The sequence below is a fragment of the Paraburkholderia phosphatilytica genome (genome assembly GCF_003443895.1).
In the GTDB taxonomy this organism is placed as follows: Bacteria; Pseudomonadota; Gammaproteobacteria; order Burkholderiales; family Burkholderiaceae; genus Paraburkholderia; species Paraburkholderia phosphatilytica.
The window spans coordinates 1-13,605 of sequence record NZ_QQOA01000016.1 but is presented as its reverse complement, the minus strand read 5'-3'; the positions used below and the strand labels follow the sequence as shown (position 1 = coordinate 13,605).

Genomic DNA, 13,605 nt, shown 5'->3' with positions numbered 1-13,605 from the left:
GTTCGTCCGTGAAGCGGGCGTTACTTGGCCTTCACGCGGCGCACGTGCTCTTCGAGCTCGGCGAACGACGGCCGCTCGGTAGAGAACAGCACCTTGCGGCCGAACTCCACCGCGATCGCGGGGGCATAGCCGTTCAGGCTCGCGAGGATCGTGACCTTGATGCACTGGAACATCTTGGTCGATTCGGTGACGCGCTGTTCGGCGACGCTCGCGAGCGGGCCGATCAGACCGTACGACAGCAGAATGCCGAGGAACGTGCCGACCAGCGCCTGCGCGATCATCTCGCCGAGCACTGCGGGCGGCTTGTCGGCGGACGCCATCGTGTGGACGACGCCCATCACCGCCGCGACGATGCCGAACGCCGGCATCGCGTCGCCGACCTTCGTCAGCGCGTGCGCCGGAGCTTCGCCTTCGTGGTGGTGCGTCTCGATCTCCTCGTCCATCAGGCTTTCGATCTCGAACGCGTTCATGTTGCCGCCCACCATCAGTCGCAGGTAGTCGGTCAGGAATTCGACGATGTGCTTGTCGGCGAGGATCTTCGGGTACTGCGTGAAGATCGGGCTCTTCTCGGGGTCGTCGATGTCCGCTTCGAGCGTCAGCGTGCCTTCCTTGCGCGCCTTCGCGAGCAGCACGTACAGGAGCGCCATCAGCTCCATGTAGACATCCTTGTTGTACTTCGAGCCCTTGAAGAGGGTGGGAATGACCCCGAGTGTGGCCTTGATGGTCTTGATTCCGTTGCCAAGAATGAAGGCGCCGACGCCCGCGCCAGCGATCATCAGCACCTCGACGGGCTGCATGAGCGCGCCAAGATGGCCGCCCTCCAGCGCATAGCCGCCGAAGACCGACAACAGCGTCACGAGAGTTCCAACGAAAATCAGCACCTCAAGCCCTCACAGTAGCGGCGGGAACGCCGTCTCCTTGGTTTACGGCAAGGGCCTGGAAAACTTTGGCGGAAAAGCGGGACGGGTCGGGAGGGCTTGTCGCGGCTGTGTCCGGCGGTTCAGGCCGGGAGATCGGCGGCTTCGTCTTCGGGGTGGGCTACATGCGCGGCGCCGTCCGCCAGGAAGGCGGCATCGGCGGCTTCGCGGGCCCGCGCATCGGCGGCCTTGCGGGTCTTGCCGGCACGCGACGGCGGCTGGCACAGCCCGCAGACGAAGCCCTGCTGCGGATCGTGCGCGTGCGCGACGAAATGGCCGCCGCAGCGGGTGCACGGCATCAGCTGCAGCATGCCGGAGTCGAAGAAGCGCACCAGCGTCCACGCGCGCGTGAGGCTCAGGATCGGCTCGTCGTCGTGCAGCGCGACGTGTTCGAGGTAGAGCCGGTAGCCTTTCACGATCGACTGGATCGTCGCGCAGCCGCCATGGTCGGCCATGAACCGGTAGATGTTGTAGAACAGCGACGAATGGACGTTCGGCTGCCAGGTCATGAACCAGTCGGTCGAGAACGGCAGCATGCCCTTCGGCGGCGATACACCTTTCAGCTCCTTATAGAGCTTGATCAGGCGGTCCCGCGACAGGCTCGTCTCGGCCTCGAGCAGCTGCAGCCGCGCGCCCAGTTCGATCAGCTCGATCGCCAGGGTGATCTCCCTGACCTCGAGTACCACGCTTTTATGTGCCATCCGCCCCGTGTCCTGCGTCGCGTGCGCCGGCCGTGTGCATTGGCGGCGCGTTCCGGGCAGGCGTGGTCGCGCCGGGCCCTGTGCGTTGTATTGAATCGGTCCGCTGCGTTCGAGCCTCGCGCGCGTGCCTTGCGGCCGCGCGCGTCAGCCGATCTGTTCGACCGGCTGGCTCGCCATCACGATCGCGGAATGCGCCTGCGTGACGGTGTTGGGCTTGCCCTTGTCGGCAAGCGAAGTGAGGATCGCGTGATCGTCGAAGCGGAAGCGGCACAAGACTTGCGCAGATGCCGCCAGCTTGACGGTCTGCGCGAGCGAGAGGCTCGACAGCACGTCGGCTAGCTGCTCCGAGATCCCCATGCGGAACATGCCCATCGCCTTGTCCTCACGCAGCAGTCGCTGCGCGAGCAGGAGATAGGACAGATTCACGTCCCGGATCTCATTGAGCATGTCGCTACTGGTCGCGGTGGCGCTCATGATTCCCCCGTTTTTGAAGCTGGCTGGTCAGGCCGTTTTCGGAAACGTTTGCTCGCTCGCGTCAATCGACTTCGCACGAACGGCCGTTTATGGTCGTGAGGGCATTGTCGCCAAAGGGTCGGAGGACGGAAATCGGACAGAAGCCTGGGACTTGAGTCGGAAATGTCTATAAATGCTGTAGGAATTTTTCCTACATTGGACGGGTCTACGAGGAGAAAGCGATCGAATCGGAGTGCGCGGCGGGTAGCCGATCGGCGTGCGCGGACGAATTATAGAGCGTTTTCATTTCCCTGCAACACAGCCGGTTTAGGGGCCAGCCATGCGTTGAAACAGCCGTTCGACCGGCAGGTCGATGCTCCCGCAACGACTGCGCAAACCCTTGTTTCGTTTGAATTTTTCCGCTTCGGCGGGCGCTGTTACAGGCGGTGTTTCGCGCTGTAACAACATTAAGTGTTTGAAAAATAGCTCGAATTGGCGCGACCGATCCCGATAATGAGACGTAAGGGATAACCCGGGAGGCGAGCCAGCGGGCATCAAGCAGCTGGCTCGCGCTTACGGAGCCGGGAAATCCACGGGTCGCGGAGTGCTCTTCGCGCGCCTTTTTCTTTGGTCCGACCGGCAACCGCGCAGCCGTTTGATATCGATGTCCCAGTTTGCGGCGGCTGTACGGCTTCCTTCTGAACAGGAGAATACGCATGCGAATCGCACAAATCGCACCGCTCTATGAAGCAGTCCCCCCCAAGCTCTACGGTGGAACGGAGCGGGTCGTGTCCTATCTGACCGAGGCGCTCGTCGAGCTCGGCCACGATGTGACGCTGTTCGCAAGTGGCGATTCGGTGACGTCGGCGAAGCTCGAGGCGGCATGGCCGCGCGCGCTCCGGCTCGACCCGACGGTGCGCGACGCGATGGCGCCGCACGTTGTGCTGCTGGAACACGTGCGCCGCGTCGCGCATGAGTTCGACGTGCTGCACTTCCACCTCGACTACCTGCCGTTCCCGCTGTTCGCATCGATGGAAACGCCGTTCGTGACCACGCTGCACGGCCGTCTCGACCTGCCCGAACTGCAGCCGATCTTCGACAACTTCCAGGACGTGCCGGTGGTGTCGATCTCGGATTCGCAGCGTCAGCCGCTGCCGCAGGCGAACTGGCTGAACACGATCTATCACGGCCTGCCGGACCAGCTGCTCACGCCGCAACCGCACCGCAAGCCGGAATACCTGGCGTTCCTCGGCCGCATCTGCCCGGAAAAGCGTGTCGATACCGCGATCCGGATCGCCGCGCAGAGCGGCCTGCCGCTGAAGATCGCGGCGAAGGTGGATAAGGTCGACCAGGACTACTTCAAGACCGAGATCGAGCCGCTGCTGTCGATGGCGCATGTGGAATTCGTCGGCGAGATCAACGAGGCGCAGAAGCCCGAGTTCCTGTCGGGCGCGAAGGCGCTGCTGTTCCCGATCGACTGGTCGGAGCCGTTCGGCCTCGTGATGATCGAGTCGATGGCGTGCGGCACGCCGGTGGTCGCGTTCAATCGCGGGTCAGTGCCCGAGGTGATCGATCACGGCCTGACGGGCTTCATCTGCGAGGACGTGCAAGGCGCAGTGGCGGCCGTGCAGCGTCTCGACGACCTGTCGCGCACCGAGATTCGCGCGCAGTTCGAACGCCGTTTCAGCTCGAAGACGATGGCGCAGAATTACGTGGATGGCTACACGGCACTCGTGGAAGCCGCACAGCGCCCGATGCTGCGCCAGGTCGCAGTCGGTTAATCCGGCGGCGTACTGCGTTAATTGCGGCGAGACTCGCAACGCCAATCGTTTGCGAGTCGTCGATCGCGATATAAATCAGCCGTTTTTGTGAAAAAAGCCGCCTTTCGGGGCGGCTTTTCTTTTGAGCGCGAACGCGGCTTTCAGGAAATCTTGAGAAAGCTTTTGGACGCGATTTAGAGGCGCCATTCCAGACGTGTTCAAGCCGCCTTCAGTCCGCTTTCGAAGCGGACTCATCCCTGAACGATCAAAAAGCGTTCGCGGTTCTTGCCGGCGATCCACTTGGGCGGCTTGCCCCGGCCGCTCCACGTGCTGCCGGTCTTCGGATCCTGATACCGCGGCGGCAGCGGCGCCTTCTTGGGCGGGCGGCCGCGCTTCGCGCCTACGACAAAGCCAAGATCCTGCGGCGTCAGGCCATACTCCGCGATCTTCTGGCGGATTTCCGCGATCACCCCTTCCACTTCAGTGCGACGTGCCTCGTCAGCCTGCGCCTGAAGCCTGGCGATCTGGGCCTTGAGGTCTGCATATTGAGACATTTTTTGGACTCCCCGTTGAAAAGCGATTTGCCCCGAGATTAACGATATCCACGCCAATCCGCAATCGTTGTTAATACTGGACCGGAGATTACATCTGATAATTATTAAGGGACCGTCAATTGTCAAAAAAGAAATTCGGCCCGATGTGCGAATGAGTGGCGCTATACGTCATTTATTGACAATTCTTGACAGCAATTCTGGACGACCTGTGCCTAGAATCTCGCGGTCCGTCGCACGGGTGAATTTTGCCTTCCCTGCCGCGGTTCGTCGAACTTTTTTAGGATTACACATCATGCAGTTGTCCAAACGCCTTGCCGCCGAGATGTTCGGTACGTTGTGGCTGGTGCTCGGCGGTTGCGGCAGCGCTGTGCTCGCCGCGAACTTCGCCGGTCCGGTTCACGGTCTGGGTATCGGCTTTGTCGGCGTATCGTTCGCCTTCGGTCTCACCGTGCTGACCATGGCCTATGCGATCGGCCACATTTCCGGCTGCCATCTGAACCCCGCGGTCAGCGTCGGGCTGGCCGTCGCCGGGCGCTTCCCGTTTCGCGAGGTCGTGCCGTATACCGCCGCGCAGGTGATCGGCGCGGTGCTCGGCGCGTGGATCCTGTCGGTGATCGCAAGCGGCCAGCTGGGCTTCGACCTGGTCGCGAGCGGCTTTGCGAGCAACGGCTACGGTATGCGCTCGCCCGGCCACTATTCGCTGGCGGCGGCGTTCGTCTGCGAAGTGGTGATGACCGCCTTCTTCCTGTTCGTCATTCTCGGCGCCACGGAAAAACGCGCGCCGGCAGGCTTCGCGCCGATCGCGATCGGCCTGTGTCTGACGCTGATTCACCTCGTGTCGATCCCGGTCACCAACACGTCGGTCAATCCGGCACGGTCCACCGGCCCGGCGCTCTTCGTCGGCGGCGCGGCGGTAGATCAGTTGTGGCTGTTCTGGGTCGCGCCGATCATCGGTGCGGTGCTGGCGGGCATCGTCTACCCGGCTATCGCGGCCGCGAAGCTGCCGGCCGTGCCGACGCGCGGCGAAACGGTGTCCTGAGCGCGCGGCATCACGCAGTGTGTGGATTACGAGGGCGGCCGGAGTGGCCGCCCTTTTCGTTTCGCTTCGTCGCTTCGCCTGGTGGCGTCGCTCTCCACGGCCCCACGAGTGCATTGCGCTTCGTCTGGCGGCGCGTCCCGGAAGGTGGATCGACATGCCCGCTGCTAGAATCGGTCGATCCCGAGCCCGCTCAAAACAACACAGGTGCCCCGATGAGTCCGAGTCGCATGCGTGGATGGTTCGATCGCCTGGCGCGCGATGGCGTCGTTGCCGCGGCGATCGCGGCGGGCGTGTTCGCCGCTCCCGCCACCGCGTTCGCCGCGTCCGCCCCATCCGTCGATAACGCGAGCACCGAGACCATCGTATTCGTCCGGCACGGCGAAAAGCCCGATCAAGGGCTCGGGCAACTCGACTGCCAGGGGCTGAACCGCGCGCTCGCGCTGCCCGCCGTCATCGCCGCGAAGTTCGGCAAGCCGGCCGCCGTGTACGCGCCCGATCCGGGCGAACAGAAAGAAGATCACGGCAAGCGCTACTACTACGTGCGTCCGCTCGCCACGATCGAACCCACGGCCATCCAGTTCCAGTTGCCGATCCAGACGCCGTTCGGTCTGTCGCATATCGACGATCTCGGCAAGGCCGTGCTCGATTCGCGCTATCGGGGCAAGCTGGTGGTCGTGGCGTGGGAACACCGGCAGATCGAGACGCTGGTCAGGCAGATTGTGACTGCGCATGGCGGCGGCAAATCGGACGTACCGAAGTGGGAGAGCGACGACTACGACAGCATGTACGTGCTGAAGGTCGACTGGCAGGACGGCACACCTAGCGTTGCATTCCATCACGATCATGAAGGCCTGAACGGCCGCGCGACCGATTGCCCGTGCGCAACGCTGCCGGATGCGCCCGCCAGCGCGGCTCATTGAATGGCTAACTGAGCGGCTCACTGAGCGCCCCAGCATTAACAAATGGTGCAGATGTAAGGGCGGTTTACGACGTCATAGCCGTCGCGCAGGGCGTCGCGCGGCGATCCTGTTCGCGAGGCGCGACCTCGCGGCTTCCCCTTTCTCCCCAAGCCCCTGAAGCGCGGATGCTCGCGCGCGTTCCCCGCTTTTCGCGTCGCGAAACGGCACGACTCCGATGCGCGCACACCTTACGCGCTGGTGACGATACGCTTGCACTCCGTAACATCTGGTCGCACTGCGGCGAGGGGCGATTGCGTAGATTGAAGTCGTGCGGCAAACACGCCGCCTGACAGGAGAACCAACATGAAGCGCATCGTTACTCATCTGCTCGTCGCTGCTGGTCTTGCTGCCGGCGCAATCGGTGTCGCGCAGGCTCACACGGATCTGAACGTCGGGTTGTCGCTCGGCGCGCCGGCTCCGGTGTACGAACAGGCTTATGCGCAGCCGACGTATGCTGCGCCGTATGACGGCGGCGATTACTACCATCGCCACTGGGACCATCGCGATGACTGGCACCACCACGACTATCGCTGGAACCACGATGACCATCGCGGCCCGGAAGGCCATGGCTGGGGCCACGGCTAAACCGTGTCAGGTAACCGGTGGTGAATGACGAGGCGCCGCTTGCGCGGCGCCTCGTCGCTATTTCAGCGGGGCACGTTACGACAGAATCTCGTCGCGCAGCGAAAACAGCTTGCGCAGATGGTGCGCCACGCCCGCCTCGAAGTTGTTGCCGATGCGCGGCACCTCGGGCAGGCGCGCCATCAGATCTGGATTCGCGTTGTTCATCATGAACGGATGGCCCGCTGTTTCGAGCAGATCGATGTCGTTCATGTTGTCGCCGAATGCGACGCAGCGGGCGGGGTCGATGTCGAGCTCAGTCAGCACGAAGCGCAGCGCGCGCCCCTTCGATACGCCCGCCGCCATCACTTCGAGGCAATCCGGCAGCGAATAGGTGACGTAGAGCGTCGTGCCGAACTCGCGCTCCAGATTGGCCGCGATGACCGCGAGATCCGACGGTTCGCCGATGTACAGCACCTTCGCGATGTCGCGCCCGTCGTGCTGCCGCAGATCGGACACCTGATAGACGAAGCCCGAGTCCTGATGCAGACGCAACAGATCCGGCGCGTCGCGATCGATCAGCCATGAGTCGTCCGCGAACAGGTTGACGATCACCCGACCGTGCTTCCCGACGATCTCCGGCTTGACGAGATCGCGCACCGTGGATGCCGGCAGATCCTGCGAGAAGACCATCGTGTCGTCCGGTGCGTGAACGCGCGCGCCATTCGACGTGATCAGATAAGGACGGATGCGCAGCAGGTCGCGGATGCCCGCGACGTCGCAATAGTGCCGGCCGGTCGCGATGACGAAGTGCAGCCCCTGTGCTTCGAGCCGCCCGACGGTGGCGACCGTGAACGGGTCGACCTGATGATCGGCGTTGAGCAGCGTTCCGTCGAGATCGGTGGCGATGACTTTATACATGGCGGTATCGAGCGGCTTTGGGGTTCCATTCTACCTTTCTTCCGCCCTGCGGCCGTTCGCCGACCCGGCGCGCGGGCCGCTTGTCGTTCGCCCGCCACTCGCCCGCCGACCGCTCAGCCAGCCTTCGCGGCTTCGCGTTTCGCGAGCTGCAGCGCCCCGTGCGCCGAATCCGACAGCGGCGCGCGCAGCCGCGTTTCGAAGCGCTTCGGCACATAGGCGCGCAGCGGCTCGCCGAGGCCGCCGCACAGCGCGATGGGCAGCGTGGCGCCCGGATCGAGCCCGTCGATGATCTTCGCGATCTCGTTGCCCGCGTCGTTCAACAGGCGCTTCGCAAACGGATGGTCGCGATGCTCGAACAGCACTCGCGTCAGGCTCGCATAGGCGGTCTGGTTCGCCGCACAGAGCCAGACGACGAGGCTGTCGCGATCCTGCGCGCCGACGAAATCGCACAGCGCCTGCGCGAAGGCATCGCGCGGAACGCGGCCATCGAGCGCCTGCTGCGCGTGCGGAATCGCGCGCACGCCGAGCCACGCGCCGCTCGCTTCGTCGCCGGACGGGAAGCCGTAGCCGCTCGCCTGTCGATCTAGCCCGTCCGGCGTCAGCACGGCGGCGATGCTGCCCGTTCCCAGCGCGACGATCACGCCCGGCGCGCCGTCGTGCGCGCCCAGCAGCGTGGTGTAGCCGTCGTCTTTCACGACGAGGCCTGCCGCCGCCGGTTTCGCCGCGAGGAACGCGGCCAGCCAGTCGCGATTGTGGACGCCGGCAAGGCCGCAGCCGAGCACGCAGCGCGACCAGTCGAACGTCAGCCCGACGCGCTGGAACGCGTCGTTGCATGCCGCGCCGATCGACTGCCACGCGCGTTCGACGCCGAGCCCGAGCCCCGACGGCCCCGCGGTGCCTTGCGCGAGTTCGTGGCCGGTTGCGTCGGCCAGCACGACGCGGGTGCCGGTGCCGCCACCGTCGACGCCGATCAGAAAGAGGTCCTGGTTCATCTGCACGATGCGCTTGAGTTCGATGGAAGGAAGAGATTGACACGCCCGAATCTGGCGAACAATACACCAGATGTCCGACGCGACTGCGAACCCCGCGACAGCCATCCGGCCTGCTTGCGGACGCATGCGGTTCCGTTATCCTTTGCAGCGTCCTCAAACGCGAACATGCAGGAGCCGGACCGTGACACAGCGATGCAACTGGGCAACGAGCGAAGCGCTCGCGCACTATCACGACAACGAATGGGGCGTCCCTTCGCGAGACGATCAGCATCTGTTCGAGATGCTCGTGCTCGAAGGCGCGCAGGCCGGCCTCTCATGGTCGACCATTCTGAACAAGCGCGACGGCTACCGGCGCGGCTTCGCCGGCTTCGACATCGACGCCGTCGCGCGTCTCACGCCGAAGCATCTCGAGAAGCTGCTCGCCGATCCCAGCATCGTGCGCAACCGCGCGAAGGTCGAGTCGGCGGTGATCAATGCGAAGGCGGTCCAGCAGATCCAGGCCGAGCACGGTTCGTTCGCGGACTTCATCTGGTCGTTCGTCGACCACACGCCGATCCAGAATACGTGGGAGTCGTACACGCACGCGCCCGCGTCGACGGAGATCTCCGATGCGCTTAGCAAGGCGCTCAAGGGCTATGGCTGCAAGTTCGTCGGCACGACCATCTGCTACGCGTTCATGCAGGCCGTCGGCATGGTCAACGATCACGAATCGGGATGCATGTGCCGCGCGCGCTGCGCGGCGCTCGGCAAGAAGATGAAGCGCGGCAAAGGCCGCTGAGCCACTCCCCGCCGCGGCCCGCACCAGGGAAAGTCCCCGGACCCCGGCGCTCGGCCACATGCGGCGCTCGCCGCGACACCGACAAACACCCGAGAACTGCGCGCTGGCAGACAGAAGGCCTGTGTTTCGCGCTCGCGCGGCCGTTATAACTGTTAACAGGCAGCGAAGCGCGAACGCGGGGAAGCGAGGCCGTGCGGACGGGCTGAAGGCTGAAGCGGGGAACTGATCGGTCTTTGCCGCTCAAGTCGACGCTTCGGGAAACACCGGAACCCGGATACTGCCTGCAGTGCAATCGAACGAGACAAACCGCCGCGAACGAAGCGCGGGAGACCAACCATGAAGAACCTCGACTTTCTGAGCCATCAGGCCATTTTCGATCGGGCCGTGGATCATCTTTTCGGCCAGGGGCGCGCAGCGCTCCTGCCGCGCGGCGGCGGCGCGTATCGGGGTTACTGCGGCGGCTGTCCGGTCGGCAGCTTCATCAAGCCGCGCGACTACATGACCTCGATGGAAGGGGTGCCGGTGCGGTTCATCGGCCGCACGCCGGTCGACGTGCCCGCGTATATGGACGCGGGTGTGCTTGCGCTGAAGAAGGCGCTGCTGCGCTCACACATCAACATCTTCGACCCCGCCACGGTCGACCTGCTCAGTTGCCTGCAGAACGTTCACGATGTGTTCGGCACGTGGGAATGGCGCGATCGGCTGATGTCGATCGCGAGACAGTTCGGGCTCTCGGCAGAGCGGCTGAAAGCGGCGGCTTGAGCCACCTGCCCCGCCATCCGGCGAGGCGCCGCGGCAACTCGACGCGGCTATGCTGACGAGCGGGAACGAAGGAAAGCGAAGAACAACGAAGGCAAAGAAAAACGGCGTGGCTTCTTGCGAAGCTCACGCCGTTTCCTTGTGCGCGACAGAAGCTTAGTGGAGCTTCTTCGGCAGCATCTGGCTACGCAGGCGCTTGTGCAGGCGCTTCACAGCCGCAGCCTTCTTGCGCTTGCGCACAGCGGTCGGCTTTTCGTACGACTGACGCTCACGCAGCTCGGCGATCAGACCGTTTTTTTCGATAGCACGACGGAAGCGGCGGATCGCCACTTCGAACGGCTCGTTTTCCTTCAGAAGAATCGTCGTCATGTAATTCCTAACTCAAATCGCTTGATACGTTAATGCGCCGCGGCTAACAGGCAACACCGCCGACGCGCCGGCCCTCCGGTCGTCTCCACCGTGCAATTGCAACGAAGAAACGAGAGGCGATCGGCCCGGAGGCCGGAAAAGAGAGGTGGAGAGTTCACCGCGACCCGCTGGCGGAACAACCTTGCAGCGCCGCGCTGGATGCCTGTTGCCGCTGTCAAAGCCGCCCGACAACCACCGGAAAGCGCGCAACGAAACAGGCAAAGATCTCAATTCACTCTCGATTCTAACAGGAAACCGCACCTCGGACCAGCGTTTTGTCTACGCATTTGTCAACCGACTCAGGCACTTGCATCGTTCAGCGCCGCGATGTCGGCGGAACTGAGCGTCAGATGCACCGCTTCGACGAGGCTTTTCAGCTGCTCGAGCGATGTCGCGCTCGCGATCGGCGCCGTCACGCTCGGCCGCGCGATCAGCCACGCGAGCGCGACCGAAGCCGGCGTGCTGCGGTGCTGCGCGGCGACTTCGTCGAGCGCGGCGAGGATCCGCAGGCCGCGCGCATCCAGCATGCGCTCGACGCGCGAGCCGCGCGGGCTCTTGCCAAGATCGTCGCGCGACCGGTATTTGCCCGACAGGAAGCCGCTGGCGAGACTGTAGTAGCTCACCACCGACAGCTTCTGCGCCACCGCCACCGGCTCCAGGTCGGTCTCGTACCCGGCCCGGTCGTACAGGTTGTATTCCGGCTGGACGATCTGATAGGCGGGCAGGTTCTGTTCGCGCGACACGCGCGCCGCTTCCTGCAGACGCGCGCCCGTGTAGTTCGATGCGCCGATCACCCGCACCTTGCCCGCCTCGATCAGCCGCTGGTACGCGCCGAGCGTCTCTTCGAGCGGCGTGTCGGGTACGTCCTTGTGCGAGAAGTAGACGTCGATGTAGTCGGTCTGCAGCCGGCGCAGCGAGTCTTCGACTGCCGCGAGTATGTTGGCCGCCGACAGCCCCTCGCGCGTCGGCAGCATGCCGACCTTGGTGGCCAGCACGACGCGATCGCGATGGCCCGACTGCTTCAGCCACTTGCCGATGATCGTCTCGGATTCGCCGCCCACGTGGCCGGGCACCCATTTGGAATAGACGTCGGCGGTATCGATGAAGTCGAGCCCGGCGTCGAAGAACGCATCGAGGATCGACAGCGAAGCCGCTTCGTCCGCCGTCCAGCCGAACACGTTGCCGCCGAACATCAGCGGCGCGACCTGCAGCTCAGACTGGCCAATCCGGCGCTTTTGCATGGTGCCTCCACGAGTGTGCAACTGGGGAAGCGTCAAGAATACGCCGGGCCCCGGCGGCCCGCAGCAAGGCTGGCAACACTAGACCGCGACAGTGTCGACCGCGTCGCGCGTTGCGTATTTCCGCGTGTAGCGCTGGTAAGCGTCGTGCCACGCCGGGGTATTGAACGCGCCTTCGCTTTCGTGGACCACGCTCATCGGCCAGGTGCCGAGCCTCAGCCCCTTCTCGTCGGCGGTACGGCAGAAATCGAGATCGTAGAAGTCGAACTGGAACTGCTCGTCGAACGACACGCCGCGCTCGTGCAGACGCTCGCTGTCCACCGCGAGCAGCAGTCCGTCGAGCAGCTTGCAGCGCTGGCCCGCTGCGCCGTAGTTGGCCAGCCGGCACGGGAAACCCTTGCCGTGTCCCACCGCGCCGCTCAGCTTGCTCCGGTCGTCGATGGTGAGCCGGTCGTTGATGAAGACCCACGAGGAATGACCGGGCACGATCCGCGTGTTGCCCGCGGCGCCGATCACGTCGAAGCTCTTCAGGCCTTCGCGCAGGTTCTGGCTCCACTGGAAGTCGAGCAGATGCACGTCGTCGTGGATGAACACGAGGATCGCCGGATTGCCGCGCGCCTGTTCGATCGCGGTGTTGTAGATCTCGGACAGCCCGCGCCGGTTCTCCGGGAACAGACAGACGTCCACGGGATTCAGCTTCTGATGTGCGATGAGCGAGCGGCCAAGCGCCGTTTTCGCCAGGAAGTCGGCTTGCGAGTGCCGCGTACCGCACACAATTCTGACTGGTTTCATCGAAACGGCTCGGGATCGACGCGCTGAGGCGCAGGAAAATTCAGGGGACCGCCGCCCGCCGGCCGCGACCGGAGGTCCGGCGGCGCGAGGCTGCGATAAGGACATGCAAGCTGGATCCACCAGCTCCACCGCGCATTGTAAGGAGCGCACGCGAGCGCGAAGCCGTGAGCAACGCGCCTTCTTCCCCGCTGTTCGCGGCTTTCGGATACCGCGCTTTGCCCGAAACTGTCGGGGTGTTGAACTGAGTCGAACTGTCCGCCACGGCACCCGATCGCGAACGGTGCGCAGGAAGCGCGGACAGCGCGTCCACCCGCCCCAGACCTTACGGCGGATGGCCGCCGGAGCGCCCCGCCGAGCCCGTTTTCCGTGGCCGCGCCGCGCCCCCGCGCGCCCAAGGGTTGGTAATTTTTCTCTTTCCTTTCCTAAAGTTCGGAAAGGGTTCGCCGAAAACCAGCTTAGAGGCGCGCAGCAACGCTGCTTCCGCCCAGTTCAACATTGGTCCGGTCTGGGACCATTGCTCTTCGGAGAACAACATGCTTTCGATCAATAGCAATATCAGCTCGCTCGTCGCTCAAGAGAACCTGACCGGTTCGGGCAACGCGCTCTCGCAAGCGATCACGCGCCTGTCCTCGGGCAAGCGGATCAACAGCGCGGCCGACGACGCAGCTGGTCTCGCAATCTCGACGACCCTGCAAACGCAGATCAACGGTCTTAACCAGGGTGTGTCGAACGCGAACGACGGTACGTCGATCGTGCAGACGGCCAGCAGCGCG

The 13,605-nt window shown here is 64.1% G+C and carries 16 protein-coding genes; 7 read left to right on the top strand and 9 right to left on the bottom strand.

Annotation, left to right across the window (positions count from 1 at the left end; all coding sequences use genetic code 11):
* Positions 1 to 20: 20 nt before the first annotated feature.
* The 3 genes from motA to flhD form a co-directional block, all read right to left on the bottom strand.
* Positions 21 to 881, bottom strand: coding sequence for a flagellar motor stator protein MotA (motA, locus tag DVS29_RS18245; protein ID WP_118181890.1), 861 nt, complete (start codon positions 879 to 881; stop codon positions 21 to 23).
* Between the two features lie 119 nt (positions 882 to 1,000).
* Complete coding sequence (gene flhC, locus DVS29_RS18240) at positions 1,001 to 1,618, bottom strand: flagellar transcriptional regulator FlhC (RefSeq protein WP_164707939.1); 618 nt, start codon at positions 1,616 to 1,618, stop codon at positions 1,001 to 1,003.
* Positions 1,619 to 1,762: 144 nt separating this feature from the next.
* Positions 1,763 to 2,092: a flagellar transcriptional regulator FlhD gene (flhD, locus tag DVS29_RS18235; RefSeq protein ID WP_118181889.1), complete on the bottom strand. Its 330-nt coding sequence runs from the start codon at positions 2,090 to 2,092 to the stop codon at positions 1,763 to 1,765.
* Between the two features lie 695 nt (positions 2,093 to 2,787).
* On the opposite strand from flhD, the gene DVS29_RS18230 reads away from it, so the two are divergent.
* Positions 2,788 to 3,852 carry a glycosyltransferase family 4 protein gene (locus DVS29_RS18230; RefSeq protein WP_118181888.1) on the top strand — a complete coding sequence of 355 codons (1,065 nt, stop codon included), beginning with the start codon at positions 2,788 to 2,790 and terminating at the stop codon, positions 3,850 to 3,852.
* Between the two features lie 230 nt (positions 3,853 to 4,082).
* Here DVS29_RS18230 and DVS29_RS18225 read toward each other — a convergent pair whose 3' ends face one another.
* Positions 4,083 to 4,385, bottom strand: a complete 303-nt coding sequence (locus tag DVS29_RS18225) for an H-NS histone family protein (protein WP_118181887.1) — start codon at positions 4,383 to 4,385, stop codon at positions 4,083 to 4,085.
* 292 nt (positions 4,386 to 4,677) lie between these two features.
* On the opposite strand from DVS29_RS18225, the gene aqpZ reads away from it, so the two are divergent.
* The 3 genes from aqpZ (at position 4,678) to DVS29_RS18210 (ending at position 6,968) form a co-directional block, all read left to right on the top strand.
* Entirely contained in the window at positions 4,678 to 5,424 is a 747-nt protein-coding gene (aqpZ, locus tag DVS29_RS18220) for an aquaporin Z (protein ID WP_118181886.1), read from the top strand.
* Between the two features lie 212 nt (positions 5,425 to 5,636).
* Positions 5,637 to 6,344 carry a histidine phosphatase family protein gene (locus DVS29_RS18215; RefSeq protein WP_420816125.1) on the top strand — a complete coding sequence of 236 codons (708 nt, stop codon included), beginning with the start codon at positions 5,637 to 5,639 and terminating at the stop codon, positions 6,342 to 6,344.
* A gap of 342 nt (positions 6,345 to 6,686) precedes the next feature.
* The gene (locus DVS29_RS18210) at positions 6,687 to 6,968 is read left to right on the top strand and encodes a hypothetical protein (RefSeq protein ID WP_118181884.1); all 282 of its coding nucleotides are present in this window, start codon (positions 6,687 to 6,689) and stop codon (positions 6,966 to 6,968) included.
* Positions 6,969 to 7,043: 75 nt separating this feature from the next.
* Here DVS29_RS18210 and DVS29_RS18205 read toward each other — a convergent pair whose 3' ends face one another.
* Positions 7,044 to 7,865 (bottom strand): Cof-type HAD-IIB family hydrolase, encoded by an 822-nt coding sequence (locus tag DVS29_RS18205; RefSeq protein WP_118181883.1) that lies wholly within the window; start codon positions 7,863 to 7,865, stop codon positions 7,044 to 7,046.
* Between the two features lie 113 nt (positions 7,866 to 7,978).
* Positions 7,979 to 8,857, bottom strand: a complete 879-nt coding sequence (locus tag DVS29_RS18200) for a glucosamine kinase nucleotide-binding domain-containing protein (protein WP_118182013.1) — start codon at positions 8,855 to 8,857, stop codon at positions 7,979 to 7,981.
* A 181-nt stretch (positions 8,858 to 9,038) separates the two neighbouring features.
* Between DVS29_RS18200 and DVS29_RS18195 the strand changes: the two genes are divergently transcribed.
* Positions 9,039 to 9,635, top strand: coding sequence for a DNA-3-methyladenine glycosylase I (locus tag DVS29_RS18195; protein WP_118181882.1), 597 nt, complete (start codon positions 9,039 to 9,041; stop codon positions 9,633 to 9,635).
* A gap of 336 nt (positions 9,636 to 9,971) precedes the next feature.
* The gene (locus tag DVS29_RS18190) at positions 9,972 to 10,397 is read left to right on the top strand and encodes a hypothetical protein (protein ID WP_118181880.1); all 426 of its coding nucleotides are present in this window, start codon (positions 9,972 to 9,974) and stop codon (positions 10,395 to 10,397) included.
* A gap of 153 nt (positions 10,398 to 10,550) precedes the next feature.
* On the opposite strand, the gene rpsU is transcribed toward DVS29_RS18190, so the two are convergent.
* From rpsU to DVS29_RS18175, 3 genes are all read right to left on the bottom strand, one after another.
* Positions 10,551 to 10,763 carry a 30S ribosomal protein S21 gene (gene rpsU, locus DVS29_RS18185; RefSeq protein ID WP_006401410.1) on the bottom strand — a complete coding sequence of 71 codons (213 nt, stop codon included), beginning with the start codon at positions 10,761 to 10,763 and terminating at the stop codon, positions 10,551 to 10,553.
* A 338-nt stretch (positions 10,764 to 11,101) separates the two neighbouring features.
* Positions 11,102 to 12,043 (bottom strand): aldo/keto reductase, encoded by a 942-nt coding sequence (locus tag DVS29_RS18180; protein WP_118181879.1) that lies wholly within the window; start codon positions 12,041 to 12,043, stop codon positions 11,102 to 11,104.
* 78 nt (positions 12,044 to 12,121) lie between these two features.
* On the bottom strand, positions 12,122 to 12,832 hold the full coding sequence (locus DVS29_RS18175; protein ID WP_118181878.1) for a glycosyltransferase family protein: 711 nt from the start codon (positions 12,830 to 12,832) through the stop codon (positions 12,122 to 12,124).
* A gap of 533 nt (positions 12,833 to 13,365) precedes the next feature.
* On the opposite strand from DVS29_RS18175, the gene DVS29_RS18170 reads away from it, so the two are divergent.
* Positions 13,366 to 13,605 (top strand): flagellin N-terminal helical domain-containing protein (locus DVS29_RS18170; protein ID WP_476704097.1); only part of this gene is annotated, 240 nt, incomplete at its 3' end.